We start from the raw sequence: 25335 nt of genomic DNA on the forward strand, positions 1-25335 counted from the left end.
CTCAGCCGCGCGGAGGGGCGATGGACGCCCTCGCCACGAGCACCGGGGCGACCGGAGCGAGGCCGGAGGCCGCGGCATCCGCTCCCCCGATGATCGCTGCGACGGCGCGTCGGGCCAGCTCGTCGAAGTCCTGCCGGATCGTCGTCAGCCGCGGCCAGTAGAACGCGGCATCCGGGACGTCGTCGAAACCGACCACGCTGATGTCGGCGGGCACCCGGATGCCGGCCTCGTGCAGTCCGCCGAGCAGGCCCAGGGCCATCTGGTCGTTCGCGGCGAAGACCGCGGTGACTCCCGAGGCGCGGATGTCGGCGGCGGCGGCATAGCCCGATCCCGCCGACCAGTCCCCCGCGAACACCGGACCCCCGGGCAGCCCGCGAGCGGCCAACTCGGCCGCGAAGCCGTCGGCGCGCGACTCGGCTTCGAGCCAGTCCTCAGGACCCGCGAGATGCGCGATGCGAGTGTGCCCGGCGTCGGCGAGGGCGCCGACCGCGAGGCGGGCTCCTGCCATCTGGTCGACGGAGAGTCCGCGCAGACCCCGGCCCGCCGAGTGCAGGGTCACGATCGGCACGCCGACGCTCACCGCGTCGAGCGCATCGAGGGTGCGGGCGTGCGGGGCGACCACGACGATGCCCTCGACGCCCTGCGCGATGAGGTGGTCGACCGCGGCGACGACGGCATCCGCATCTCCGGCATCCGCGAAGGCCGCGCTCACCCAGTAACCGGCGTCGCGGGCCGAGGCCTCGATCGCGGCCATCGATCGCGAAGGTCCGTACTGCAGCGCATCCGAGGCCAGCACTCCGAGCGTGCGCGAACGCCGCGTGCCGAGCGCCCGGGCCGCGTTGTTCATGCGATATCCGAGCTCGTCCATCGCCAGGAGCACCCGCTCCCGCGTGTCGGCGGCGACCTCCGGGTGGTCGTTGAGCACCCGCGACACCGTCTGCCGGGAGACCCCGGCGCGGGCGGCGACGTCGCGCACGCCCACGGCGCGGGCGGCGGCAGCGGCGCTCTCTTCGGTCACCCGCGACACGCTAGCAGCAGCACCGAGGGGCTCAGCGCCGTGCCAGTCTGGTCGCATGCGCATCGCACTCACCGGATCATCAGGCAAGCTCGGCAGCGTCGTCGCGCGCGAGCTCAGGGCCGCGGGCCACACCGTCATCGGCATGGACGTCACGGGCGCCCGCTCCCCCGACTTCGTGCAGGTCGACCTCACAGACTACGGCCAGGTCGTCGACGCTCTCACGGCCGTCGGCGACACCCATGACGGCGTGGACGCCGTCGTGCACCTCGGCGCGATCCCCGCGCCCGGCATCCGCAGCGATGTCGCGACCTTCCACAACAACATGCCTGCCACGTTCAACGTGTTCTGGGCGGCCGCGCGCCTCGGCATCCGCCGGATCGTCGCCGCGTCGAGCGAGACCGTGCTCGGTCTGCCGTTCGACGTTGCGCCGCCCTACATCCCGGTCGACGAGGAGTATCCGGCGCGCCCCGAATCGGTCTACTCGCTGGTGAAGACCCTCGAGGAGCAGCTCGCCGTCGAGCTCGTGCGGTGGAACCCCGAGCTGTCGATCACGGCGCTGCGGTTCTCGAACGTCATGGTCCCGGAGGACTACGCCGAGTTCCCGTCCTTCGACTCCGATGCCCGGCTGCGCAAGTGGAACCTGTGGGGCTACATCGACGCCCGCGACGGCGCGCAGGCCATCGAGCGCGCACTCGAGACCGCGGGCCCGGGGTTCGACCGGTTCATCATCGCCGCGGCCGACACCGTGATGTCGCGGCCGAACGCCGAGCTGATCGCCGAGGTCTTCCCCGACGTCCCGGTGACCCGCGAGGTCGGCCCGAATGAGACGCTGCTGTCGATCGACAAGGCCCGCCGCGTGCTGGGCTTCGAGCCACAGCACTCCTGGCGCGACGGGTCCTGACTTCTGAGCGGGTGATGGATCAAGAACGCCTCTGCGGACAGCATCCGAGAGGCATTCTCGATCCATCATCGCCTGCGCGATGGGCGCGCTACTCGCGTTTGCGGGTCACCGCGCGCTGCAGCAGCACGAACACGAGCAGGATGCCGCCGGTGATGATGGTCGTCATCTCGGGCGGGATACCGCCATCACGGGTGATGAGCACGGTCATGAGTCCGAGCACGAGCGCCCCGACGACCGAGCCGAGCACGTAGCCGTATGCTCCCGTGAGCACCGTGCCGCCGATCACAGCCGCGGCGATCGCGTCGAGCTCCCAGCCGATGCCGGTGATGTTCTGCGCCGTGCCGAGGCGGGCGGTGTAGAGCACCGCGGCGAGACCGGCGAGCGATCCGCTGATGACGTACACGAGCACCTTGGTGCGCGGCACCGCGAGGCCCATGAGCAGCGCCGAGTTCTCGGACCCGCCGATCGCGTAGACGGTGCGCCCGGTGCGGGTGCGGTGCAGCACGAAGAACGCGGCGAGCACGACGATGATCGCGATGATCACGGCCGGGGTGATCGTGAGGTCGTTGACCTTCGGGCCGTCGACGATCTTGATCTTCTCGGAGATCAGCCGGATCGGCGAGTTCTCCGGCAACTGCTCCGGCTTGGTGCTGAGCAGCGAGGCGAGGCCGCGTCCGAGGAACATCATGGCCAGCGTCGCGATGAACGGCTGCACGTTGAAGTACCGGATGAGCACGCCGGAGACGAGGCCGAACAGCGAGCCGATGCCGATCATCACCACGATCACGACCAGCGGGTTCCACCCGGCGTTCGAGAGCATGACTCCGGCGACCGAGGAGAAGGCGATGATCGATCCGACCGACAGGTCGATGCCGCCGGTGAGGATGACGAAGGTCAGGGCGACCGCGAGCACGATGAGGTGCGCGTTGTTGATGAGCAGGTTCGAGATGGTGCTCATCTGCACGATGCGCCCGTAGGCGATCTCGCCGTAGACGATCATGGCGATGAAGATGACGACCGAGGCGATCGTCGGCACCACCGACGGGTTCGCACTGATCAGTCGACGAAGGCGATCGACGATCGTCGAGTCCTTGCTCTGGACGGGTGCCGTTGCGATGGCGCTCATACCGTCGCCTCCTCTTTCACGATCTCGACACGGGGTGCGGGCGTCTTGGCTCGGCGGCGTCCCTGGAACCAACTGCGTACCCGCTCGGACTGCAGCAGGCAGATGGCGACGATCACGATCGCCTTGAAGGCGGGGGTCGCCGACGACGAGACGCCGAGGAACAGCACGGTCTTGTCGAGGGTCGCGATCAGGAGCGCGCCGACGAAGGCGCCGCTCAGCGAGAACTTGCCGCCGGCGAGCGAGGCGCCGCCGATGACGACCGCGAGGATCGCGTCGAGCTCGAGCTGGTAGCCGGTGCGGGAGATGTCGACGGTCATGACGCTTCCGACCGACATCACCCCGGCGATGCCGGCGAGGATGCCGCTGAGCACGTAGGTCGTCAGCAGCAGGCCCTTGGGCTTGATGCCGGCCATGCGGCTCGCCTTCGGGTTGATGCCGATCGCCTCGATCATGAGGCCGAGGGCGCTGCGGCGCACGACCCAGGCGACGACCAGCACGAGCACCACGGCGAGGATGAACACGACGGGGATGCCGATCACGAAGCCGTTCGAGATCCACCGGAACGGGTCGTTCTTCGCAGCGGTGTTCTGGCCGCCCGTGATCACCTTCGCGATGCCTCGACCCGCGAGCATCAGCACCAGCGTGGCGATGAACGGCTGCAATCCGACATAGGCGACGAGGATGCCGTTGACGGCACCGAGGATCGCGGTGACCAGCAGTGCGAGCCCGACGGCGGCGAGCGCGGCACCCACGGATCCGGACTCGTTCGCCGCAGCGAGGAACTCCATCGACACGGCGCCGGCGACGGCCATGAGCGATCCGACCGACAGGTCGATGCCGCCGGTGGCGATCACGAGCGACATGCCGATCGCGATCATCATGATCGGCGCGGACTGACGGAGGATGTCGATCAGGTTGCCGACGAGGTTGCCGTTGTTCGGGTTGATCGAGATCGCCAGGTACGTGGGGTCCTTGACGACGTTGAGGGCGAGCAGCGCGACGATCGCGACGATGCCCCAGAAGAACGGCTTGTGGATCAGGTCGCGCCACACGGACGCGCGAGCAGCGGTGCTCATCGGATCTCCTCCTCGAGAGTCTCCGCCGGAGCGGGCGACGCGGATGCCGGCACGGAGACGACCTCGATCGGGTCGAGCTCCTCCTCGAGCGTATGCGCGGCGGCGTCGACGCCGTGCGCGGCGATGACGTCGACGATCTCCTGAGCGGTCACGTCGGGGCCGTTCTGGATCTCGCCGATCTTGCTGTGGTCCTTGAGCACGACGATGCGCTCGGACAGTCGGACGACCTCTTCGAGCTCCGACGAGACGAACACGACGGCGACGCCCTGGTCGGCGAGCTCGGCGACGGCCTCCTGGATCTCGGCCTTAGCGCCGACGTCGATGCCTCGGGTGGGCTCGTCGAGGATCAGCAGTTCGGGCTCGGTGGCCAGCCAGCGGCCGAGCAGCACCTTCTGCTGGTTGCCGCCGGAGAGGTTCTTGATCATCCGCTCGGGGTCGGCCGGGCGGACGTTGAGCTCGGCGATGTACTTCTCGACGATCGCGTCCTGCTCCTTGCGCGGCATGGGCCTGGCCCAACCGCGCTTCGCCTGCACGGCGAGGATGATGTTCTCGCGGATCGTGAGGTCGCCGATGATGCCCTCGTCGCGACGGTTCTCGGTCGAGAACGCGATGCGCTGGGCAAGAGCGGCCGAGGGCGACGTGAGGTCGACCCTGCGGCCCTTGACGGTGATCTGTCCGGACTCCGAGCGGTCCGCTCCGTAGAGCAGGCGTGCGAGCTCGGTGCGACCGGAGCCGAGGAGGCCCGCGAATCCGACGACCTCGCCGGGGCGGATGTCGAGATCGGTCTCGTTGACGGCGCCGGTGCGGGAGATGCCGGATGCCGAGAGGAAGGCGGCCTCGTCGGCCTCGCGGGGTGCGGTGCGGCGGTTGCCGCCGAGCGACTTCAGCGCGTCGAGGTCCTTGCCGATCATCTTGGAGATGAGGGCGTGTCGGTCGAGGTCGCGGGTGAGGTACTCGCCCACATACTGACCGTTGCGCAGCACCGTGAGGCGGTCGCTGATCGCGTAGATCTGGTCGAGGAAGTGCGAGACGAAGAGGATCGCCACGCCCTGGTCGCGGAGGGTGCGCATGACGGTGAAGAGTCCCTCGACCTCTGCGGCGTCGAGGCTCGAGGTCGGCTCGTCGAGGATGAGCACCTTGGCCTTGATCGCCATGGCCCGGCTGATCGCGACGAGCTGCTGCATCGCGATCGACAGGGTGGAGAGCGGCTTGTGGGTGTCGAGGTGGTCGAGCCCGAGCCGGGCGAGGGCGTCGGTGGCCGCGCGGTGGGTCGCGCGCCAGTTCACGCCGAAGGGGCCGCGCACCTCGTGTCCCAGCATCACGTTCTCGCCGATCGTGAGGTTCGGCGCGAGGTTGACCTCCTGGTAGACGGTCGAGATCCCGGCCGCCTGCGCGTCGGCCGTGCCGGCGAAGCTGCGTTCCTGGCCGACGACCACGATCGATCCGCTGTCGATGCGGTACACGCCCGTGAGGGCCTTGATCAGCGTCGACTTGCCGGCGCCGTTCTCACCCATGAGCGCGTGCACCTCACCGGGGAAGAGGCGGAAGTCGACACCGTCGAGCGCCTTCACCCCGGGGAACTCGATGGTGATCCCGCGCATCTGGACGATGGGCAGTTCTTCGTTCATCGCTGTCTCTCCGTCTGTCCCGAAACCCCGGGGCGGCGCCGTGCGCCGCCCCGGGGCCTTACGGGGTCCTGCTCAGTACTTGCGGTCCGCCAGAACGGCCTGGGCCGCCTCGGCCGAGTCGAACGCCTCGCTCGGGACGATGATGTACGAGTCGACCGACTCGCCGGCGAGGGTCTTCTCGACCACGTCGAGCGCGGTCTCGCCGAACAGCGGGTTGTACTCGTGCACGTAGCTCAGCTCGCCGTCGGCGAGGGCCTGCATGGCGTTCTTCGTGCCGTCGATCGTGGCGATCTTGACGTCGGTGCCGATGACGAGGCCCGCCTCCTCAGCGGCCTGCGCGGCGCCGAGACCCATCTCGTCGTTCTGTGCGAAGACGAACTGGATGTCGTTGTTGTTGGCCTTGAGCATGGTCTCGAAGACGCTCTTGCCCTCTTCGGCCGACCAGTTCGCGGTCTGCGAGTCGAGCTTGGTCAGCGAAGAGCCGCCGAGGCCCTCGTCGAAGCCCTCGTTGCGCTCGTTGACGACGCCGACTCCGGCCGGGCCCTCGAGCACGACGTAGTTGCCGCCCTCGGGGAACTCGGCCGCAGCCCAGGTTCCGACTTCCTTGGCGACCTCGATGTTGTCGGGGGCGATGCGGGTGACGTAGAGGCTGTCGTCGTCGGGCTCGATGCCGCGGTCGAGGAGGATGACGGGGATCTCCGCCTCCTGCGCGAGCTTGAGCGAGTCCTCCCAGCCGCTGGCCTCGGTGGCCGACAGCAGGATCACGTCGACGCCCTCGTCGACGAACGACGTGAACGCGTCGATCTGCGACTTCTGGTCGAGGTTCGTGGCCGGCGCGTACTTGAGGTTGTAGCCGGCCTCCTCGGTGAACGTGTCCTGGATGTTGCTCTCGTTCGCCTGACGCCATGCGCCCTCGGGGCCGACGGCGACGAAGCCGATCGTGGTGAGGTCGCCCGAGTCGCCGGAGTCACCGGCGTCGCTGGTTCCTCCGCTCGAGCACGCGGCGAGACCGAGCGCGAGGGCGCCGACAGCGGCGAGCCCCAGAACGGTACGAGTGCGCTTCATTGCAGACATTGATCTCCTCCTCGAGATACCGGGTCGTCCCCGGGGTGGACCTGACCCGGTCCGTTGTGATTACAGGTCGACGTCGGTGCGTCGTGAGCATGATGTTACCGGGAACAAAATTCGGAACACAAGCATGTTCCGGAAATCAGATCATCTTCGTGATCAATTCGTTGTTACCGGACACACATCAGTCGGCAGAAGGACCCGATTCCGCCGCGATCATCTCCACCACGCTGTCGACCGTGACACCGGGGCCGTTGCTGAGCTCGCCGATCTTGTCGCGATCCTTGAGCACCACGATGCGGTCGCTGAGCCGCACCACCTCCTCGAGCTCGGACGAGATGAACACCACCCCCACCCCGTCGCCGGCGAGCTGGCTCACCCGACGCTGGATGTCGAGTTTCGCCGCGATGTCGATGCCGCGCGTGGGCTCGTCGAGGATCAGCACGTGCGGCCGGATGGCGAGCGCCCTGGCCAGCAGCAGCTTCTGCTGGGTGCCGCCCGACAGGTTCTTCGCCGGGCGGGCGAGATCCGCGGGATCGAGGTGCAGGGTCTCGACGTACGTGTCGGCGAGCGCGGCGATCTCCGAGGGCGACAGCGGTCGGGTCCATCCCCGCAGCGCCTGCAGCGAGAGCACGATGTTCTCGCGCGCCGTCAGGTCGCCGATGATTCCGTCGATACGCCGGTTCTCGACGGTCATCGCGATGCGGTTGCGCAGCGCGGTCGAGGGGGTCCGCAACTGCACGCGGTCGCCGTCGACCTGCACCTGCCCGCCGTCGGCACGGATCGATCCGCCCAGCAGCGAGGCGAGCTCGGTGCGCCCCGACCCGCGCAGGCCCGCGAGGCCGACGATCTCGCCGCGGTGCACGTCGAGGTCGGTCGGATCCAGCTCTCCTCTGCGACCGACACCCGTCGCCCGCAGCGCCGGTTCGCCGTCGGCCGCATAGTGATGCGCCCTGCGCTCCGAGCCGAGGGTCCGCAGCGCCTCGAGATCCTTGCCGAGCATCTGCGAGATGAGATCCGCCCGCTCAAGCTCGCGCGTCGGCGTCTCGGCGATCCGACGACCGCCGCGGAGCACGGTCATCCGGTCGCTGATCGCGAACGCCTGCTCGAGGAAGTGCGAGACGAAGAGGATCGCGACCCCGCGATCGCGCAGGCCCCGGATGACGCGCATGAGCAGGTCGACCTCGGCTTGATCGAGGCTCGACGTCGGCTCGTCGAGCACGAGGATGCGCGGATCGTCGACGACCGATCGGGCCAGCGCGACGAGCTGCTTCTGCGCGGGCGACAGCATCGTCATCGGCGTCTTCGGGTCGAGGTCGTGCAGTCCGAGACGAGCGAGCGCGTCTCCGGCGTCCGCCCTGGTGCGCTTCCAGTCGATGCCGAAGCGTCCGCGGCGTTCCCGCCCGAGCATGACGTTCTCTGCGACGCTCAGCGTCGGGCCCAATTGGGTCTCCTGGAACACCGTGGCGATGCCGGCGGCGCGTGCATCGGCGACGCCAGAGAACCGGCGCTCGTAGCCTGCGACGACGACACGCCCCGCGACGGGCGTGCAGGTTCCGGTGAGCACGCCGATCAGGGTCGACTTGCCGGCGCCGTTCTCGCCCATCAGGGCGTGCACCTCGCCGGGGAACAGGCGGAAGTCGACGTCGTCGAGCGCCGTGACCTGGTCGGAGAACTCGACACGGATGCCGGTCAGTTCGACGATCGGGGCAGTCATCAGCGCACCTGCCGCGGTGCCGCGCTCGATCCGCGGGCGACGAGCTCGGTGGGGATGCGCGTCAGCTGCGGCAGTTCGCGCTCCTCGAGCGCCGCGCGGAGCATCTCGACCACCGCGCTGCCGAGCGCGGCGAAGTCCTGTCGCACGGTCGTGAGCGGCGGGAGGAAGTGCCGGGCCAGGGGCACGTCGTCGAAGCCGACGACGCTGAGATCCTTGGGAACCTCGAAGCCCCGGTCGTGCAGTCCGTGGATGAGACCGATGGCCATGTCGTCGTTCGCCACGAAGACGGCGGTGTAGTCGGGCAGCCGGGTCAGGCCCTTCGCGAAGTCGTACGCGAAGTCGGCGGTCCAGTCGCCCACCACGATCGGCCGCTCGCGGATGCCCCACGACTTCGCCCGCGTGTGGAAGGCGCGCTCGCGCGCTCGCGCGTCGAGCCAGTCCAAGGGACCCGCGATGTGCAGGATGTCGCGGTGGCCGAGTGCCACCAGGTGATCCACGACGAGCGAGGTGCCGGCGTGCTGGTCGATCGACACCGTGAGGAACGTGGGGTCAGCGTCCGCCTTGACCACGAGCATCGGGACGCTCAGGGAGATGCGACGGAGGGCGGCGACCGATGACGAGCGCGGCGCGATCACGCACAGCGCGTCGACGCCCTGCGTGGTGAGGTTGTCGACCGCGTCCTGCGGGGTGAGCGTGTCGCCCTCGTGCAACGCGACCGCGCTGACCGAGTAACCCGAGGTGCGCGCGGCCATCTCGACGGCGCGCAGGATGCTGGTGGGCCCGAACGACACCGCGCTCTCGATGATCACGCCGATGCGGCGGGTGCGCTGGGTGGCGAGGGCCCGCGCCACCATGTTCGGGCGGTAGTCGAGCTCTTCGATCGCCTCGAGCACGCGACGCTTGGTGTCGGGCTTGATGTTCGGGTGGTCGTTGAGCACCCGCGAGACGGTCATGTGCGAGACGCCGGCGAGATCCGCGACGTGGCGGATGCCGGGTTTGTCGGAACCGAGGCTGGCCATGCGCACCTCCTTCGGTCTCGCCTGGAGAGATGTTACCGAGAACAGCTCGGAGCGTGCAATCGGGCGTCCTGAGCACCTGCGCCGAGTTCACGTGCACTCGCCGAACGCACGGGTCATTCGCGTGAACAACCCGTGCGTTCGACGACGAGCCGTGCACTCGACGTGAATGCTCAGCCGCAGGTCTTCGGATCCACGGCCGCCTGCGTCACGGCATCCGTCGCTCCGTCCGCGGTCGCGACCACGTCGACCGTACCGGCCGGGACCGTGGTCAGACGAGTGCTGAACGAGGCCGAGGCCGAGGCGCCCGCCGCGATCGTGACGGTCTTGGCACCGTAGGCGCTGCCGATCGACGCGGTGACCGCCCGGTCGGAGTCGTTCGCCACCGTCGCGACGAGGACGACCTTGCCGGCGACGCACCGCGTGGTGGCGGTCGCCGTGATCTCGAGCTGCGCGGCGACGGTCTGCGGCGCGACGCTCGTGAGAGTCGGCTGCACGGTCTGGAACAGCCCGTCCGCACCGATCGGCACGCGGTCGATCGTGGTCTCCCTGTGCTGTCCGTCACCGCCGGGCATCGCGAAGCGGTGGTAGGCGATGTACCAGTCGTCGGTGCCTAGAACGTTGATGATCGAGCTGTGCCCGGTGGCCAGGATCCCCAGCGACGGGTCCTTCTGCAGGATCACGCCGCGGTATGTCCACGGGCCGTTGATGCTCGTCGACGTGGCGTAGCCCACGCGATAGTTCTCGGATCCGGTGTCGTCGATCGAGTACGTCAGGTGGTAGAGGCCCTTGCGGTAGTTGAGGAAGACGCCCTCACGGAAGTCGGTCAGCCCGTTGATCCGCTGGTAGGCGCCGGCCTTGATCGAGATCATGTCGTCGTTCAGCTCGGCGATCACCGGACTGCCGTTGCCCCACGCGAGGTACCACTTCCCCGTCACCGGGTCGTGGAACGCCGCCGGGTCGATCGCCTGGCCGGAGGTCACGGCCTCGTTGTTGAGGATCATCGCCGTCGGCTGCGCGACGAAGGGGCCCGTCGGACTGTCGGCGACGGCCACGCCGATCGTCTTGCGGTTGTAGGTCGGGTTGTGCCCCGAGAAGTAGAAGTAGTACTTCCCGTCGCGCTCGATGATCGTCGGCGCCCACGCGTTGCCGGTCGCCCACGGGACGTTCCCGTTCGCTCCGTCCAGGGTGAGGAAGGGCTCGTCGGAGCGCGTCCAGTCCACGAGGTCCTTCGACGACCAGACGTAGAACTCCTTGCCGCTCCAGCCGGCGAAGCCGTCGGTCGTCGCGTAGATGTAGTACGTGTCGCCGAACACGGCGATGTTCGGATCGGCGTAGAGGCCCGGCAGCACCGGGGAGTTCACGATCTGCGCCGAGAGCGTCCACGTGGCCTCGGTGCCGTCCGGCGCCGTGAGCGTGTACTCGACGGGCGACGACAGGTCGACGACGGTTCCGGATGCCGGCGACACGGTGACGCCGTCGGCCGCGGTGAACGTCGGCGCGAGCGCCGTGACATCGGTGCCCTTCACGAGCGGCAGCACCGCCGTACGCTCGGATCCGTCGGCGATCGGAGCCAGCTTCAGCGCCGACGGGTCGACGAGCGACACATCCGTGAGCTGATCGAATGCGCCGGCCTGCGTGAGGATCTCGGATGCCGTCAGCGCCCGGTTGTAGACCTTCACGTCGTCGTAGGAACCCTGGAAGTAGCCGTCGGCGGCGTAGAGCGACTTGCCGAGATAGCCGAGCAGGTTCGAGCCGAGGTCGGCGACGGTCGACGTGAGCGCTGTGTTCTCGCCCAGCTTCGCCCCGTCGACGTAGACCGCCATCGTGGCACCGTCGAACACGATGTCGTAGTGGTGCCAGGCACCCGCGGTGATCGACCCGGTGACCGCCGACTCGTTCTGGTACGAGGACTGGGTGATGGCGCTGCGCACGTCACCGCCCCTCGCTCGCAGGAAGTAGTACCTGTTCGAGTCCTGACCGAAGGCGAAGGTGAAGAAGTTGCCGCTCGACTTCTCGCTCTTGACATCCATCGACACGGTCATCGTGCTGCGCCCGTCGAAGAATCCCTGCGGGAACGACGCGAAACCGTTCGTCGAGCCGTCGACCCGCAGCACCTTGCCGCGCTCGGCATCCGTGGCGACGGCGGCGGTGCCGGAGGCCGTCAGGTGCGCCGTCCCCGACGAGTCCTTCAGAGTGCCGTCGTCGAAGGCGTAGGCCGCGATCGGCTCGGCGGACGGCTCCTCCGGCTCCGTCGGGCTGTCGCCGTAGGCGGCGAGCACGCGCTCCTGCTCCGCCGCCGACAAGCGCAGGACCGATCCGTGACGGAAGGCCTTGTCGAACGAGTACTGGTCGGCGCCGGCGCCCACGCTCAGTTGCGTGAACTGCAGGCTCGCGAGCGAGTCGGTCACGTGCGCGTAGTACCCGCTCTGGTCGCCCATCACTGCCCAGCGTCCGTCGGGGAGCGGGTAGACCGTCAGCCCCTCCATCGACGCCCTGAGTCCGTGGGCCGCAGCCTCGCCGCGATCGATCACGCGCGTCCAGGGGCCGTCGAGGCTCGTGGCGGTGTCGACGACGGTGTGCCAGTCCGAGGTCGAGAAGCGGTAGTAGACCCCGTCCTCCTCGGCGATCGTGCTGTCGATGATGTTCACGCCGCCGGCGCCGTCACCCTGCTCGTTCATCGAGAGCCACACCTCGGGTTCGGTGAACGTGACGAAGTCGCGGGTCTTGGTGAGGTAGACGCGCAGCGCCCAGTCGTCAGTGCCGTTCTCGCTGCGATCCCGCGCGGACCAGTACACGTAGTACTCGCCGGTCTCCTCGTTGTAGGTGGCCTCGGGCGCCCACACGCATCCGGCCTGGTCGAAGCCCGCGAAGACGATGCGCTGGTCGCTCCAGTTCACAAGGTCGGTGGACTCCCAGACCACGATGTTCTGGCTCGCGTTCAGCTGATCCCACCCGGAGCCGCCCGCTCCGCCGCCCTCGGCGTGCAGGTCGGTGCCGATGATCCAGTACTTGTCGCCCTCGGGCGCCCGCACGAGATGCGGGTCGCGCACGCCGAGGTCACCGGCGAGGTTCGCGAGGATCGGCTCGTTCTCGTTGAGCTTCGACCACTTCAGGCCGTCGTCGCTGTACCCGAGGAAGATCTTCTCGTAGCCGCCCTGCGCCGCGAAGTGGGTCCACAGGTAGCCGGCGGTGTAGTCGGTGTCGAGTCCCTGCGGCGCCGCCGTGACGGTGACCGGGATGCTGCGCGTCGCGGTGCTGCCGTCGACCGTGGCGGTGAGCACGACCTGCTGGTCGGCCGCAGCCCGCGTCACGACGCCGGCGGCCCTGCCGCCCTGCGCGGAGGTCGTGATGACGCCGGCCGGAGACGCGCTCCAGGTGATGTCGGAGGAGTTGATCGAGCCGAGCAGGGGCAGGGTGATGTTGCCCCGGATGTCGTCGGCATCCGGGATGGCGATCGCATCGAGGTCGGCCTGCGCCCTCGCGTCGGCACCCGGCTGCGCGAGGACCGTCACCGTGAACTCACGCGTGGTCGAGGCAGAGCCTCGGGTGAGCGTCGCGGTCAGCGTCGCGGTGGCATCCGCGGCGCCCGCGGCGGGCCGCGTGACGGCGCCCGTGGCGGAGACGACGTCCTCATCGCTCGACGACCACGACACCGCCGCGCCGTTCACGCCCTTCGCCGGCAGCGCGAGGTCGGCGGTCGCGGCACCCGTGTCGCCGATCGACAGGGCCGCGGCGTCCCGATCGACGCGCGTGGCGTCGTCGGCGACGAGACCCGCGACCTCACCCGCCGACAGCGCGACGTCGTAGATGCGGAAGTCGCGGACGTTGCCGATGAGGTACTTGTCGGCGGCGTACACGGACCGGCCGAGGTAGTTCGCGGCGGTGACGCCGGATCCGATCTGAGCGGGCGTCGTGGTGACACCCGTGTTCTGCGCGACCTGCACGCCGTCGAGATAGAGCCTGCTCGTGTCGCTGGCGTCGTCGAGCGTGTAGGTGAGGGTCTTCCACTCGCCGCGGGTGAGGTTGGCCGAGCTGTTGACGCCCTGCTCTGTGGTCCAGTTGCCCGAGGCGATCGCCGCGCGGTACGCGTCGCCGGTCGCGAACAGGTAGCCGTTGCCGACCCCGGCGGCATCGGTGTTGCCCATCGCCCAGATCATGTACGCGGTCTTCTGCGCGGGGGCGACGAGCACCTCGGTGCTCACCGTGATCGAGGTCAGCCCGGCGAGCGCGTTCGCGGGGAGCGCGACGTGATCGTCGACGCCGTCGAGCGAGACGCCCTCTCCCCCGGTGAGCGCGACCCCGCCCACGAGCGAGCCGTCGCGCCCGTTGCCGGAGGAGTCGCGGGCGGTCGTTCCCGTCGTCTCGTCGAAGGCGTAGTGCAGGCGCAGATGCCCGTCGGCCGCAGCCGCCGCCGGCACGACCGCGCCCAGCGTCGAGGCGACGACGGCGCCGAGCGCGAGTCCGGCGATGAGCGAACGAGGGGCGCCGGATCGTGAGGGGGACGGCGGGACGGAGTGCGGAGTCATCGATGAGTCCTCAGGTCGTGTGCGAACCGCCTCAGTGCGGTTCCAGTGAAAATGTTAGCGGAAACATTTTGCGGAGTCGAGGGCGATCATCGCCTCGGAAGAAGACGGAGGAGGCCCCGCAGAGCATGTCTGCGAGGCCTCCTCGTGGCGCGGCGACTCAGCCGCAGGACCCCGCCAGGTAGGCCACCTGCAGGCTCTTCGTGAGCGGCGTTCCGTCGGCCTCGGCCGCGAGCTCGACCTGCACCGACCCTGCGGGGAACGAGACGAGCCTCGTGCTCTGCGCGACCGAGGATCGGGCGCCCGGCTCGAGCCCCGTGAGCGTCTTCGTGCCGTAGGGCGTCGAGACGGTGATGTCGGTCGCGACCTCGCCCGTGTTGGTCACCGAGAGCACGAGCTGCGCCTTGCCTGCCACGCAGCGCACGCTCGTCGCGACGGATGCTCCCAGCTCGGGCAGCGTCTTCTCGACGAAGGCGATCGTGTAGGTGCGGCTCGCCCCCGACGGCGCCGTGACGACGATCGTCGCGAGGGCGTCGGCATCCGCCTGGGTGATCTCGACGGATGCCGCTCGGTCCACGGCCACGGCGCCCACGGTGGGCGCCGGCGTCCCGGCCCACGGCACCTCGTACGAGGTCACCTCCGACGAGAAGCCCGGCAGCGGGGCGCCGTCGAGCGTCACCGCGGCGAGCGCGTCGACCGCCGAGACACCGGGGGCCGCCGCGTAGAGCTCGACCTCCGACACGATCATGTGCGTCGCCGAGCGGGCGTTCAGCACGACCCGCACGGCATCCGCCTGCACGCCGTTCATCGGCACCTCGACGACCGGTGCGGTGCCGTCGGCGGGTACCGGCACGTCGACGGCGCCGAGCGAGGTCCACGACCCTGTGCCTGCGCGGTATTCGACCGACAGCGACTGCGGCCAGCTGTTCGACGAGCCGTCCTTGTAGAAGTACAGCTTCGCGCTCTGCATGGTCGAGCTCGACGCGAGCGCGTACGTCAGGGTGTCCTGCGTGTTCTTGGTGCCCGAGCGCCAGTTCGACCAGCCCTTGTCGGTCGTCACGCCGTTCTTCGTTCGGTCGACGCCATAGCTCGAGCTCTCGGTGAACGTGGCGGAAGCCGTGCTCGTCGGGGCGACGTTCGCCGAGGCCGGCGTGGTGACGATCACCGACAGCGTCGCGGTGAGCGCAGAGCCGTCGGGCGCGGTCGCCGTGCCGGGGACGCTCACGACACCCTCGGAGGCGAGTGCTGTGGCGGTCACGCCGGTCCAGTCCCAGGTGACCGCGACGTCGAGTCGCTGGTCGGTCGCGCCGATGACCGCGGGTGCCGTCGTCGGTGCCGCCGCCTTCACGGTCGCGAGCGGGACTCCGGCATAGGTCGTGAGCGAGACCGGATCGGTGAGCCCCACCGCGCCGACCTCGACCGACGCCGTCGCCTCGAACGCCGCGCCGAACAGGTCGGTACCGCTGCCTGCGACGGTGCGGGTGCCGGGTGCGGTCCAGTCGATGCCCGCCGTGGCCCACGAGACGGCGGCCTGGCGCTCGACGCCACCGCGGTAGACGACGGTGACCGTGCCGGGCAGCGAGGGCGCGACGCCGGTAGCGGTGCCGGTCGCGACGTCCTTCACCGAGACCAGCTCGGTGTCGGCCAGAGTCCAGCGCTGGTTGCTGCCGTCGTTCGAGGTCCACAGGCCGACGCTCGCACCGTCGGCGCTGCTCTGGCCGTTGACATCGAGGACGCGCTCACCCGAGACGCTCAACAGCGAGAAGGTGCTGCCGTCGGTCGTCGACGAGATCCACTGCAGGGCGGGGTCGGATGCCGCGACCTCGGAGGTCGCGGTGACCACGGTCGCCCCTCCCGCGGACTCGGCGAGGTAGCGGCCGTCTCCGGAGCGCAGTGCGAAGCGGTGTCGGTCGGTGCCCTCGCCCTCGAGGCTCTCGACGGTCCACGTCTGCGCGGTGGCGGCATCCGTCGTCGTGGCCGAGGTGCGGATGACGGCGGACGTGCCGTTCGCCGCCAGCGCTTTGCCGCTCTGCACGCCGAACAGCTGGTAGCTGTGGCCGTCGCGCAGGGCCGTGGCGGAGTCGGCGACGCCCGAGACCTCGGTGACGACGAACGTCGTGACCGACTTGGCGGGAACCGTGAGGGTGGCGGTGCGGGTGGCGGGGTCGACCGCCACGGCGGCTCCCTGCACGAGCGCGTTGCTCTCAGGGTCGGCCGCGGTCGACTGGGTCGTGACGATCGGCGTCACGGTCGCTCCGGCGCCGATGCCAGCGAAGCGGGACAGGTCGATCGTGACCTGGCGCTCGGAGGGCTCGGAGTTCACGTGCACGAGCGTCGCGCCCTCGCCGTCGGCGTCGACCGCCGCGGTGGTCTGCGTGTTGTTCGTGGGGATGAGCGCGTCGCCGGGGTGGATGTAGTGCGTGAAGTTGCGGACCGTGTTGTACTTCGCGTTGGTCTGCACCTGGCAGCTCGGGTCGGCCTCGCCGTCGGCGATGCGACGCTCGGAGTTCCCCTCGGCGTTGCAGTCGAAGTCGACGAACACCGAACCCCAGTTCTTGTTCTCGACCTTCTCCATGTTGTAGGTGTCCTCGACGGGCTGCCAGAACACCCAGGCGGTCGGCTCGAGCTCGCGCAGGTCGTTCACGATCTGCCCGGCCATACCGAGGCCGTTCTCGATGTTGGTGAGGTTGTAGCCGGTGCCGTCCCAGTCCCCCTCGACCTCGCTCATCCAGAGCGGCTTGTCGGCGCTCTTGGCGATGTCGCGCACGACGAGGCGGCCGGAGGTGCCGTAGGTGTGGACGTTCAGCTGGTCGACCTCGGCCTTGGCCTCGTCGGTCCAGGTGTTCCAGTTCGTCGCGAAGATCCCGGGGTTCGTCTCGTCCATGGCCGAGATCGGCACGTCGGTGGTCGTGCCGTCTTCGGCGAGGCGGGCGGCGAGCACCTTGATCATCTGGTCCTGGGCGACGGGGCCGATGTGCGCACCCTCCTGACGGCTGGCCGAGGTCGGCCAGCCGTTCGCGCCGATGTTCGTGGACCAGTAGTTCGTGTTCGGCTCGTTGAACGGATCGAGGCTCTCGAAGTCGATCCCGTGCTCCTGCTCGATGTGCTCGACCACGGTGACGAGATAGTCCGCGAAGGCCTCCATGTCCTCGGGCGCGAGCTGCTCGCTGGTGGCGTTGTTGATCCCGCCCGAGACGTATCCGCTCTGGGTGAGGAAGTAGGGCGGCGAGTTGCTGAAGGCCTCCCAGTGCGTGATCTTGTCCTTGAGCGCGTCGATCCACCAGCGCTGGGTCTCGTCAGCGTCGAAGTCGTAGCTCGCGGGGTCGTCGCCGTCCCACGCGGCGCGGTAGGCGGCGCGGTCGGCGTAGGTCGAGCTCACGAGGTCGGGGTTCCACCACCCCTCGACCGCGCCGCCGGGGCGCAGATACGAAGGCACGTCGGTCGCGTTGCCGCCGCCGATGTTGTATCGGGCGATGTTGAGGTTGAGCCCCTCATCGCCGAAGACCTTGTCGAAGAGGTCCTGTCGGACGTCGTCGGGGTAGCCGCCGGTCGCATTGGCGAACCAGACGAGGCTGGTGCCCCAGCCCTCGAACGGAGCCGAGGCATAGGCGGGGTTGGGCGTGATGGTGACCGGAGCTGCGGCCGCGGTGGCCGGCGGGCTGCCGACCACGAGCATGCAGCTCGCAAGCGCGCCGATGCCGAGCAGGGAAAGGGTTCTCTTCGACTTCATCGTCTGTCCTCAGAGTGTGTTGACGTCAACAGTGAGCGGTAACAATGAGTGTAGAGAAGGCGGTGTGTTGACGTCAACCGGATTCCGGATGCTGCGGGCTTCGGCGTTCCGGCGCTGCGGAGGACATCTGCACTAGGGAGGACCTAAGCCCCAGGACCCGACCTCCCTCAGGCAGATCTCCTCCCGACCGCAGACCCGGGCGGGAGTCAGGCCGGGGAGACCCTCGCGGTCGAGGCGCGCACCCGCAGCTCGGGCTGGATGAGCTCCCGCTCCTCGGTCTCCTCGCCCTCGATCGCGGCGACGAGCTCGCCGATCACGGCCTGGCCGAGCTTGTCGAAGTGCTGGCGCACCGTGGTGAGCGGAGGCAGGTAGTGCCGAGCATCCGGCACATCGTCGAAGCCGACCACGCTGACGTCGTCGGGCACGCGGATGCCGCGCTCGGCGAGCCCGTGCATGAGTCCGAGCGCCATCTGATCGTTCGCGACGAACACGGCGGTCGCGTCGCCGAGCTCGAGCTCCCGACCGAACGCGTAGCCGGAGTCCGACGACCAGTCGCCGATGAGCGGAGGGGCGACCGGCAGCCCCGCCGCCTCGAGCGTGACCTGCCACGACTCGGTGCGGGCCTTGGCGTCGAACCAGTCGGGCGGCCCCGCGATGTGCAGGATCCGCTCGTGGCCGAGCTCGATGAGGTGGCGCACCGCGGCGGCCGCGCCTGCCCGCTGGTCGATGCACACCGAGTGCATCTGATCGTCCGGCTCCTCCTTGACCACGAGCGTGGGCACGGAGATCGCCTGCTGGCGGAGCAGGTCGAGGGACGACGCCCGCGGAGCGATCACACACAGCGCGTCGACGCCCTGGGTCAGCAGTTCGACGGCACCGGCGTCGGCACCGCGGTCGTCGGCATCGCCGGCGGCGAAGCTGCTCACCGCGTAGCCGTGCTCGCGCGCCGCGACCTCGATCGCTCGCAGCACGCTGTTGGGTCCGTAGAAGCCGGGGTTGTCGATGATCACGCCGATGCGCATCGCCCGATTCGTGGCGAGCGCTCGCGCGATCGAGCTGCGCGTGTAGCTGAGCTCGTCGATGGCTGTCATCACCTTGACCCTGGTGGACTCGCGGATGTTCGGATGACCGTTGAGCACGCGCGAGACCGTCATGTGCGAGACGCCGGCACGCTCGGCGACGTCGTAGATGCTCGGTTTGCGCGGTCCGCCTGCCGCGGAGTCGGTGGTCATGTAAGCCCCCCTCGCACGATGACCGTGGACGGCCCGATGACCGTGAACGGTACAACGATAGTGCGCGGAGGCGTGTGCCGACCGGATGCCGTCCGCCGAGGGGAGTTCGACGAACGGCACCCGTGCTCGGTGCCAGAGGGATCAGCGGCAGACGGTGGCGGCGTGGTGCGCGGTGATCTCGATCGACGCGGGTGCGCCGTTCACGACCCCGGTCGCGGTGACCGTGACGTCTCCGGCCGGGACCGTCCCCGCCCTGGTCGACAGCGACACGGTCTTCGATCCGCCGATCCCGGTCGCCGTGATCGTGCCGTGGGCCGAGGCGACCGTCGCATCGACAGCGACGCCCGAGGCGTTGTCGATCCGTACCGGCAGCACCACCTTCCCGGCGACGCACCGCGGCAGCACCGTGGCGGTGACGGCGAGCGCGGGCTCGGTCGCGGCGACAGTCACCGAGATCGTCACCGTGCGGTTCTCGGGCGTGAGCCACTCGGCATCCGTCATATCGAGGATGGGGCTGCCGTCCTCGCGGAAGTACACCATGCGCGCGCCAGAGTCGCGGCTGCCGCCCGCGGTGAGCTTGGCGTGGAAGATGTTGATGAGGTTGCCGTCGTCGTCATAGGTGTACGAGTTGTGACCGGGTCCCCAGTTGTCGGACACCGGACCCTCGAAGTGCCAGATGGGGTGGTTCCGCGTGGTCCAGCTCGCGGGGTCGAGCAGATCGGCTCCGGACTCGGCCGTCATCAGCCCGACCGCGTAGGTCGAGTCGACGCCCGATCCCGAGAACGTCACCATGATCCTGCCGTCGCGCTGGACCACGAACGGTCCCTCGACGACCGGGGTCGTGTTAGTCGACCAGCTGCGATCCGGGTAGGCGACCGTCGACCGCTCGCCCTTCAGCTTCCAGGCACCGGTCGCGGAGGGGACGATCTCCGAGATCTTCAGCACGGCGGGGCCGGAACCGGATGCGGGCACGCGGCGCTCCGACCACATGGCGTACTGCACGCCGGCGTCCTCGAACGTGGTCATGTCGAGCGTGATGCCGGTGCCGTACTCGGTGAGCGGCTGCCCGTTCGCATCGACGACGCGCTGAGGAGCCTCCCAATCCGTCCGCACGAGCGGGTCGCCGCCGGGCTTCAGGCGCATCGTGTAGGACTGCACGCCGTTCCACGCGTTGACGTTGTTGGCGTTCGCCGCGAACAGGATGTACAGGTCGCCGCCCACCTCGTGGAACTCGGGAGCCCACAGCTGCGAACCGACCGGTGCGGAGCCCGAGAGCCCGATGCCGAGGATGCGGTGGTCCTGAGCGGTCGCGATGCCCTCGATCGTGTCGGCCTGGCGGATGAAGAACTCGTCCTGACCGTTGTCGTCGGTGGCGATGTACATCCACGTCTTCGAGCCGTCGGCGCGCGTGTACCGCAGCACGTGCGGGTCGGCGCGCCGCGAGACCAGCGGGAACACGGTCTTCTGCTGCTGCAGGTCGCCCGTGATCTCGTAGGTGCCGGGCTGCGTGAGGTCGACGCCCGACGTGTCCCAATCGACCCGGAAGTCATGCGTGCCGCCGTCGGAGTACTCCGCCGTGACCTTCTCAGGAAGCGCGATGTCGTCGCCCGCGTCGACCGTGACGGCCTCGGGTTGGCGGATGCCGGTGTTGTGCACACGACCGAGCAGGGCGTCGGCGTCGTCGGCCTCGGCTGCGGTCAGCGGCAGGATCGATGCGCCCTCCGCGTAGGCCACTCCGATCGTGCCGGTGCGACCGGCCGGATGCTCTCCGACGCCGAGCGGGGTCACCGAGGCGAAGTCGGTCGTGGATCCACTGAACGAGTTGCCCGCGGCATCCGACCAGACGACGCGGTAGGACCCGCGCGCCTCGTCCCACTCGGCGGAAACCCGCCCCGTGGTGCCGGGACCGGGCAGCGCGAGCAGGCCGTGGTCGTTCCAGTTCACGAGGTCGCGCGAGGTGAACAGCAGCGCACCCGCGTCGTCGCCGGCCGCAGGAGTGCCGGATGCCGAGACGCGGCGGGCGATCAGCCCGAATCCCCCATCGCCCTCGAGCCGGAAGATGTAGGGCTGCGCGAGGTAACGGAGCGTGCCGTTGAGCGCCTCGGTCATGCCCGTGACCTGTGCGAACACCACCGCACCGCCGCCGTTGAGCGCCGCGTAGTCGCCGCCGTCCGTGGCGAGCGCGAGATGCGCGGCCCTGGTGACCTCGGGGTCGTCCCCTCCGCGCGTGGTCTTGGACGTCGTGTACGCGGCGAGCCGATCGGTGCCCGCGGTGAGTCGCACGTCCAGCCGGACCGTCGCGGTGTCGGGCACGGTGCCGATCACGGCGTCGAGCGTCGCCGAGCCGAGCCCGTCGGCGGGTGCACCGGTGATGACACCCGCGTCGATCGAACCGACGCCGTCGATGTGGGTCCAGGTGACGGGAAGTCCGCGCAACGTGGTCGGGAGCGAGTAGCCGTTCTCGAGAACCGACGGCAGCAGCAGCACGGCCGCGGCCTGCGCGGCGCGTTCGGCCGCGGTCGGCGCCTTCTTCACGGTGACGTCGAACGTCCGGGTGGCCGTGGCCCCCCGAACCGTCGCGGTCGCGGTGAGGGTCACCGCGGTGTCGGCTTCCGGCTGCACGACCGTGCCGTTCGCGGCGATGACGCCGGGCTGGGACGACGTCCAGGTGACGCCGCCCGTCGTCGGCAGCACGAGGTTCGTCGCGACCGCGTCGAGGCTCTGCGCGTTCACCGCGGCGAGGTCGAGGGCGGCGACGGTCTCGCCGGCCACCGCCTGTGCGTCGGCGGTGGCGATCTCCGCCAGCGTGGCGACGGGGAGGGCGGCGTCGTAGACGCGGAAGGTCGAGACCGACCCCTGGTACAGGCTGTCGCCCGCATAGGCGCTCTTGCCGATGTAGTTCATCGTGTGGGTCGCGAGGTCGGCGAGGTTCACGGTCGAGTCGCTCTTCACCGCGACCTGCACACCGTCGATGAACAGGCGCAGCGTCGAGGTCGTCCCGTTCGCGTTCTTCTCGATCGTCGCCGCGACCGACTGCGAGCGCCCCTCGGCGAGCTTCGTGGCCGAGGTCACGGTCTGCTCGCCCGACCAGTTCGTCTTCGAGATCGCGAGGCGCGGTGCCACGGGCTGGATGAAGAACTGCCCGGTCGAGGCGTCGCCCGATCCACCGAAGTTCCAGAGGAACTTCGCTCCCGAGAGCGCCTGCGGGGTCGTCTCGATCACGATCGTCGCCGCGCTCTTGCCGGCGAGCAGACCGTTGGGCAGCTGCACGTGGTTCGCGCCCGTGAACTGCATGGCACCGCCCCGCCAGGCGGCTCCGCCGACGACGTCGGCGTCGCGCTGCGCGGCACTCGCATCGTGCGCCACGGTTCCGCTCGTCTCCGAGAAGTCGTACAGCGCGAGCAACGAGGCGGGTTCGACGAGGGCCGCGGGGCGGATGCTCGCGGCATCCGCGGCGGCGGGAGTGAGCACCGCCAGGCACCCGGCGAGCAGGGCCCCGGTCCAGGCTCTGGCGCCGGTGCGGCGACGCGGTCGAGAGGAGTCGTTCATGTCGATCGTGCGTTCCCTTCTCATGGTTCCGCGCTCAACCGCAGGTGCGAGCCGCGACGGTCACGCTGTCATCGGACGAGGCGTCGGTCGCCGTACTCCGCACCGTCACGGACACCGCGTCGGTCGAGGTCTGCCGGGTGGAGACGGCCTGGGTGCTGGTGGCTCCCGGCTGGAGGCTCTTCACGGTCTTGTCGCCGTAGGGCGTCGAGATCGTGACGGCCGCGGGGCGTGCGTCGGCGTTCGTGACCGAGACCGCGAGCACGACCTTCCCGGCGACGCATCGCGTGCTGACGGCGGTGGTGAGGTCGAGGTCGGGGTCGGTGCCCACTCCGGCGTAGTGGAACATCACGCGCTGGTACTCCGCCGCCGTGATGGGGATGATGCCGCCGTGCCGCTTCTTGACGGATCCGAGGTCGATGTCGGTGGCCTTGCTCCACACCGTGTTCGACGTCGAGTCGATGTCGGTGGTGCGGAACGGCACGTAGCCGCGTCCGGTCGCGTACTGGTCGGCGAGCAGGCCGTAGAGTTCCTGCGCTCCGGCGCGGTCGTCGTCGTTGTAGCGGAAGAACTCCGGCCCCTCGAGGCAGGCGCCCGTGTAGTTCGTGCCCGCAGAGCACGTGCCCGATCCCTTGAGGATCGACTGCAACGTGCCCACGAGCACCCAGTCCTGCTCGGTGCCGCTGGTGGCGGGAAGAGCGGATGCCGTGGTCGCGGTGAGGTTCTTCGAGCGCTCGATCGTGATCTCGCCGTCGCCGGAGGCGCGGTAGTACCAGTCCCCCACCTTGATGACGGTGGTGTCGATGATCGAGTGCTCGCGATCGATCCACTTCACGGGCGTGGAGAACGTCTGGAAGTCGCGGGTCGCGGAGAGGTAGACGTCGACGCTGTCGCCGAACTCGGTGTTGCCGTCGGCCCTGGTCGCCCAGTAGACGACGTACTGGCCCGTCTCCTCGTCCCAGATCGCCTCGGGTGCCCATGCCATTCCGGCGTTCGGGATGCTGGACGCGACGTCGGCGAGGCGCGGCTCGCTCCAGTTCACGAGATCGGTCGACTCCCAGATGACGAGTTCAGTCGAGCCGTCCTCGGTCGCATGGGCGTTGCCCCAGCCGCCGCGGTAGTAGATGCTCAGATCGGTGGCGATCAGGTAGAACCGGTCGCCCTCCGGCGAGCGCACCAGGAACGGGTCGCGCACACCGCCTTCACCCTCGCCCGCGTCACGTGCGGTCGACAGCACCGGCGAGCCCGCGGGACGGGTGTCGGTGAAGGTCTTGGCATCGCGACTCGTGGCGAAGTAGATCTGCTCGTCGCTCGCCGCGCCCTCGGTGCCCGTGAAGTGGGTGAAGAGGTAGTCGGTGGTCGCGGGCATCTCGTACGCGCGGCGGACCGTGAGGGCGATCTCCCGCGATGCGGCGACGCCGTCGATCGTCGCCGTGGCGGTGAGGACGACCTCGGTGTCGTGATCCGGGCGGTGCACGATGCCCGGGGCCGTGGTCGCGGTGCCGACCACGTCGATCACCGTGGGGTCGGAGCTCTGCCAGCTCACCGTCGATCCGTGTCGTGATCCGGTGGCGGGCAGCGTGATGTTCGAGCGGACATCGTCGGCATCCGCGATGGTGATCGCGTCGAGGTCGCGCTGGGCCTTGTCGATCGCTGCGGGATCCTTGAGCACCGTCACGGTGAACGTGCGGGGTGCGCTCTGCACGCCGCGCACCGTGGCGACCGCGGTGAGGGTCACGGTCGTGTCGGCGGCGGGCGGGGTCACCGTGCCGTCTGCGGCGAGCACGCCGGGCGCGGACGACGTCCAGCTGACGCCGCCGGCCGTGGGCAGAGTGAGTCGGGTCTCGACAGCATCCAGGCTCTGCGTGTTCGCCGCGGCGAGGTCGAGAGCGTCGATCGTCTCGGTGGCCGCGGCCTGCGCGTCGGCGGCGGCGATGTCGGTGAGCGCTGCGCCCGACAGGGCCTCCTCGTAGACCCGGAAGGTCGAGACCTTGCCCTGATAGAGCGAATCGGCGGTGTAGGCGCTCTTGCCGATGTAGTTCACGGTGTGCGTGAGCAGGTCGCTGAGATGCACGGTGGAGTCGGTCTTCACCGCGACCTGCGTGCCGTCGATGAACAGCCGGAGCGTCGAGGTCGCTTCGCCCGCGTTCTTCTCGATCGTCGCGGCGACGGACTGCCACTGTCCCTCGACGAGCTTCGTGGTCGAGGTCACGCTCTGCTCGCCCGACCAGTTCGTCTTGGTGATCGCGACGCGCGGGGCGACGGGCTGGATGAAGAACTGTCCCTGACCGCTGTTCGACGTGCTCGAACCACCGAAGTTCCAGAGGAACTTCGCGCCGGAGAGCGCTTCCGGTGATGTCTCGATCACGACGGTGGCGGCGCTGCGGCCGGAGAGGAGGCCGTTCGGCAGCTGCACGTAGTTGGAGCCGCCGAACTGCATGTAGCCGTCGCGCCACGCTTCGCCGCCGACGACGGTCGCATTGTTGCCGCGGGTGCTCGTGTCGTGCAGCACGGTGCCGCTCGTCTCGGAGAAGTCGTAGCGGGCGAGCAGCGACGAGGGCTCGGCGGCGTCGGCCGCCGTCGGGGCGAGCACCGCGAGGCCGGCGACGAGCAGGGCTCCGGTCGCGGCCGCGATCATCCTGCGACCGCGTGAGGATGCCGGGGCGGGGGCATGGGGGGACATCGCACTCTCCTTCGAGCGTCGAAAAGCGGGGTCTGACGGGCAGCGTCGAGCATCGGACGGAACGTCCG

The 25335-nt window shown here is 69.3% G+C and carries 13 protein-coding genes; 1 reads left to right on the plus strand and 12 read right to left on the minus strand.

The genetic code is table 11. The annotated features are described in order from the left end of the window. Position 1: 1 nt before the first annotated feature. The gene (locus ACI3KS_RS12020; protein WP_404918567.1) at positions 2 to 1018 is read right to left on the minus strand and encodes a LacI family DNA-binding transcriptional regulator; all 1017 of its coding nucleotides are present in this window, start codon (positions 1016 to 1018) and stop codon (positions 2 to 4) included. 55 nt (positions 1019 to 1073) lie between these two features. Between ACI3KS_RS12020 and ACI3KS_RS12025 the strand changes: the two genes are divergently transcribed. Continuing rightward, positions 1074 to 1919: an NAD-dependent epimerase/dehydratase family protein gene (locus ACI3KS_RS12025; protein ID WP_404918569.1), complete on the plus strand. Its 846-nt coding sequence runs from the start codon at positions 1074 to 1076 to the stop codon at positions 1917 to 1919. Between the two features lie 88 nt (positions 1920 to 2007). On the opposite strand, the gene ACI3KS_RS12030 is transcribed toward ACI3KS_RS12025, so the two are convergent. From ACI3KS_RS12030 to ACI3KS_RS12080, 11 genes are all read right to left on the minus strand, one after another. Further along, positions 2008 to 3045, minus strand: coding sequence for an ABC transporter permease (locus ACI3KS_RS12030; RefSeq protein WP_404918571.1), 1038 nt, complete (start codon positions 3043 to 3045; stop codon positions 2008 to 2010). Beyond that, positions 3042 to 4121 (minus strand): ABC transporter permease, encoded by a 1080-nt coding sequence (locus tag ACI3KS_RS12035; protein ID WP_404918573.1) that lies wholly within the window; start codon positions 4119 to 4121, stop codon positions 3042 to 3044. The genes ACI3KS_RS12030 and ACI3KS_RS12035 overlap by 4 nt, the downstream gene beginning before the upstream one ends. Further along, complete coding sequence (locus tag ACI3KS_RS12040; protein WP_404918575.1) at positions 4118 to 5749, minus strand: sugar ABC transporter ATP-binding protein; 1632 nt, start codon at positions 5747 to 5749, stop codon at positions 4118 to 4120. Before ACI3KS_RS12040 ends, ACI3KS_RS12035 begins: the two co-directional genes overlap by 4 nt. Before the next feature lie 72 nt (positions 5750 to 5821). Next, positions 5822 to 6823, minus strand: coding sequence for a substrate-binding domain-containing protein (locus tag ACI3KS_RS12045; protein WP_404918577.1), 1002 nt, complete (start codon positions 6821 to 6823; stop codon positions 5822 to 5824). Between the two features lie 178 nt (positions 6824 to 7001). After that, complete coding sequence (locus tag ACI3KS_RS12050; protein ID WP_404918579.1) at positions 7002 to 8534, minus strand: sugar ABC transporter ATP-binding protein; 1533 nt, start codon at positions 8532 to 8534, stop codon at positions 7002 to 7004. Next, positions 8534 to 9553 carry a LacI family DNA-binding transcriptional regulator gene (locus tag ACI3KS_RS12055; RefSeq protein WP_404918581.1) on the minus strand — a complete coding sequence of 340 codons (1020 nt, stop codon included), beginning with the start codon at positions 9551 to 9553 and terminating at the stop codon, positions 8534 to 8536. Before ACI3KS_RS12055 ends, ACI3KS_RS12050 begins: the two co-directional genes overlap by 1 nt. A gap of 170 nt (positions 9554 to 9723) precedes the next feature. Then, positions 9724 to 14079 carry a family 43 glycosylhydrolase gene (locus tag ACI3KS_RS12060; protein WP_404918583.1) on the minus strand — a complete coding sequence of 1452 codons (4356 nt, stop codon included), beginning with the start codon at positions 14077 to 14079 and terminating at the stop codon, positions 9724 to 9726. Between the two features lie 157 nt (positions 14080 to 14236). Further along, on the minus strand, positions 14237 to 17806 hold the full coding sequence (locus tag ACI3KS_RS12065; protein ID WP_404918585.1) for a glycoside hydrolase: 3570 nt from the start codon (positions 17804 to 17806) through the stop codon (positions 14237 to 14239). A 206-nt stretch (positions 17807 to 18012) separates the two neighbouring features. Next, positions 18013 to 19038 (minus strand): LacI family DNA-binding transcriptional regulator, encoded by a 1026-nt coding sequence (locus tag ACI3KS_RS12070; RefSeq protein WP_404918587.1) that lies wholly within the window; start codon positions 19036 to 19038, stop codon positions 18013 to 18015. 141 nt (positions 19039 to 19179) lie between these two features. Continuing rightward, positions 19180 to 22611, minus strand: coding sequence for a family 43 glycosylhydrolase (locus ACI3KS_RS12075; protein WP_404918589.1), 3432 nt, complete (start codon positions 22609 to 22611; stop codon positions 19180 to 19182). A 10-nt stretch (positions 22612 to 22621) separates the two neighbouring features. Next, positions 22622 to 25267 (minus strand): immunoglobulin-like domain-containing protein, encoded by a 2646-nt coding sequence (locus ACI3KS_RS12080; RefSeq protein ID WP_404918591.1) that lies wholly within the window; start codon positions 25265 to 25267, stop codon positions 22622 to 22624. Between the last annotated feature and the right edge of the window lie 68 nt (positions 25268 to 25335).

It is taken from the genome of Microbacterium sp. ZW T5_45, from assembly GCF_044987415.1.
GTDB lineage: Bacteria > Actinomycetota > Actinomycetes > Actinomycetales > Microbacteriaceae > Microbacterium.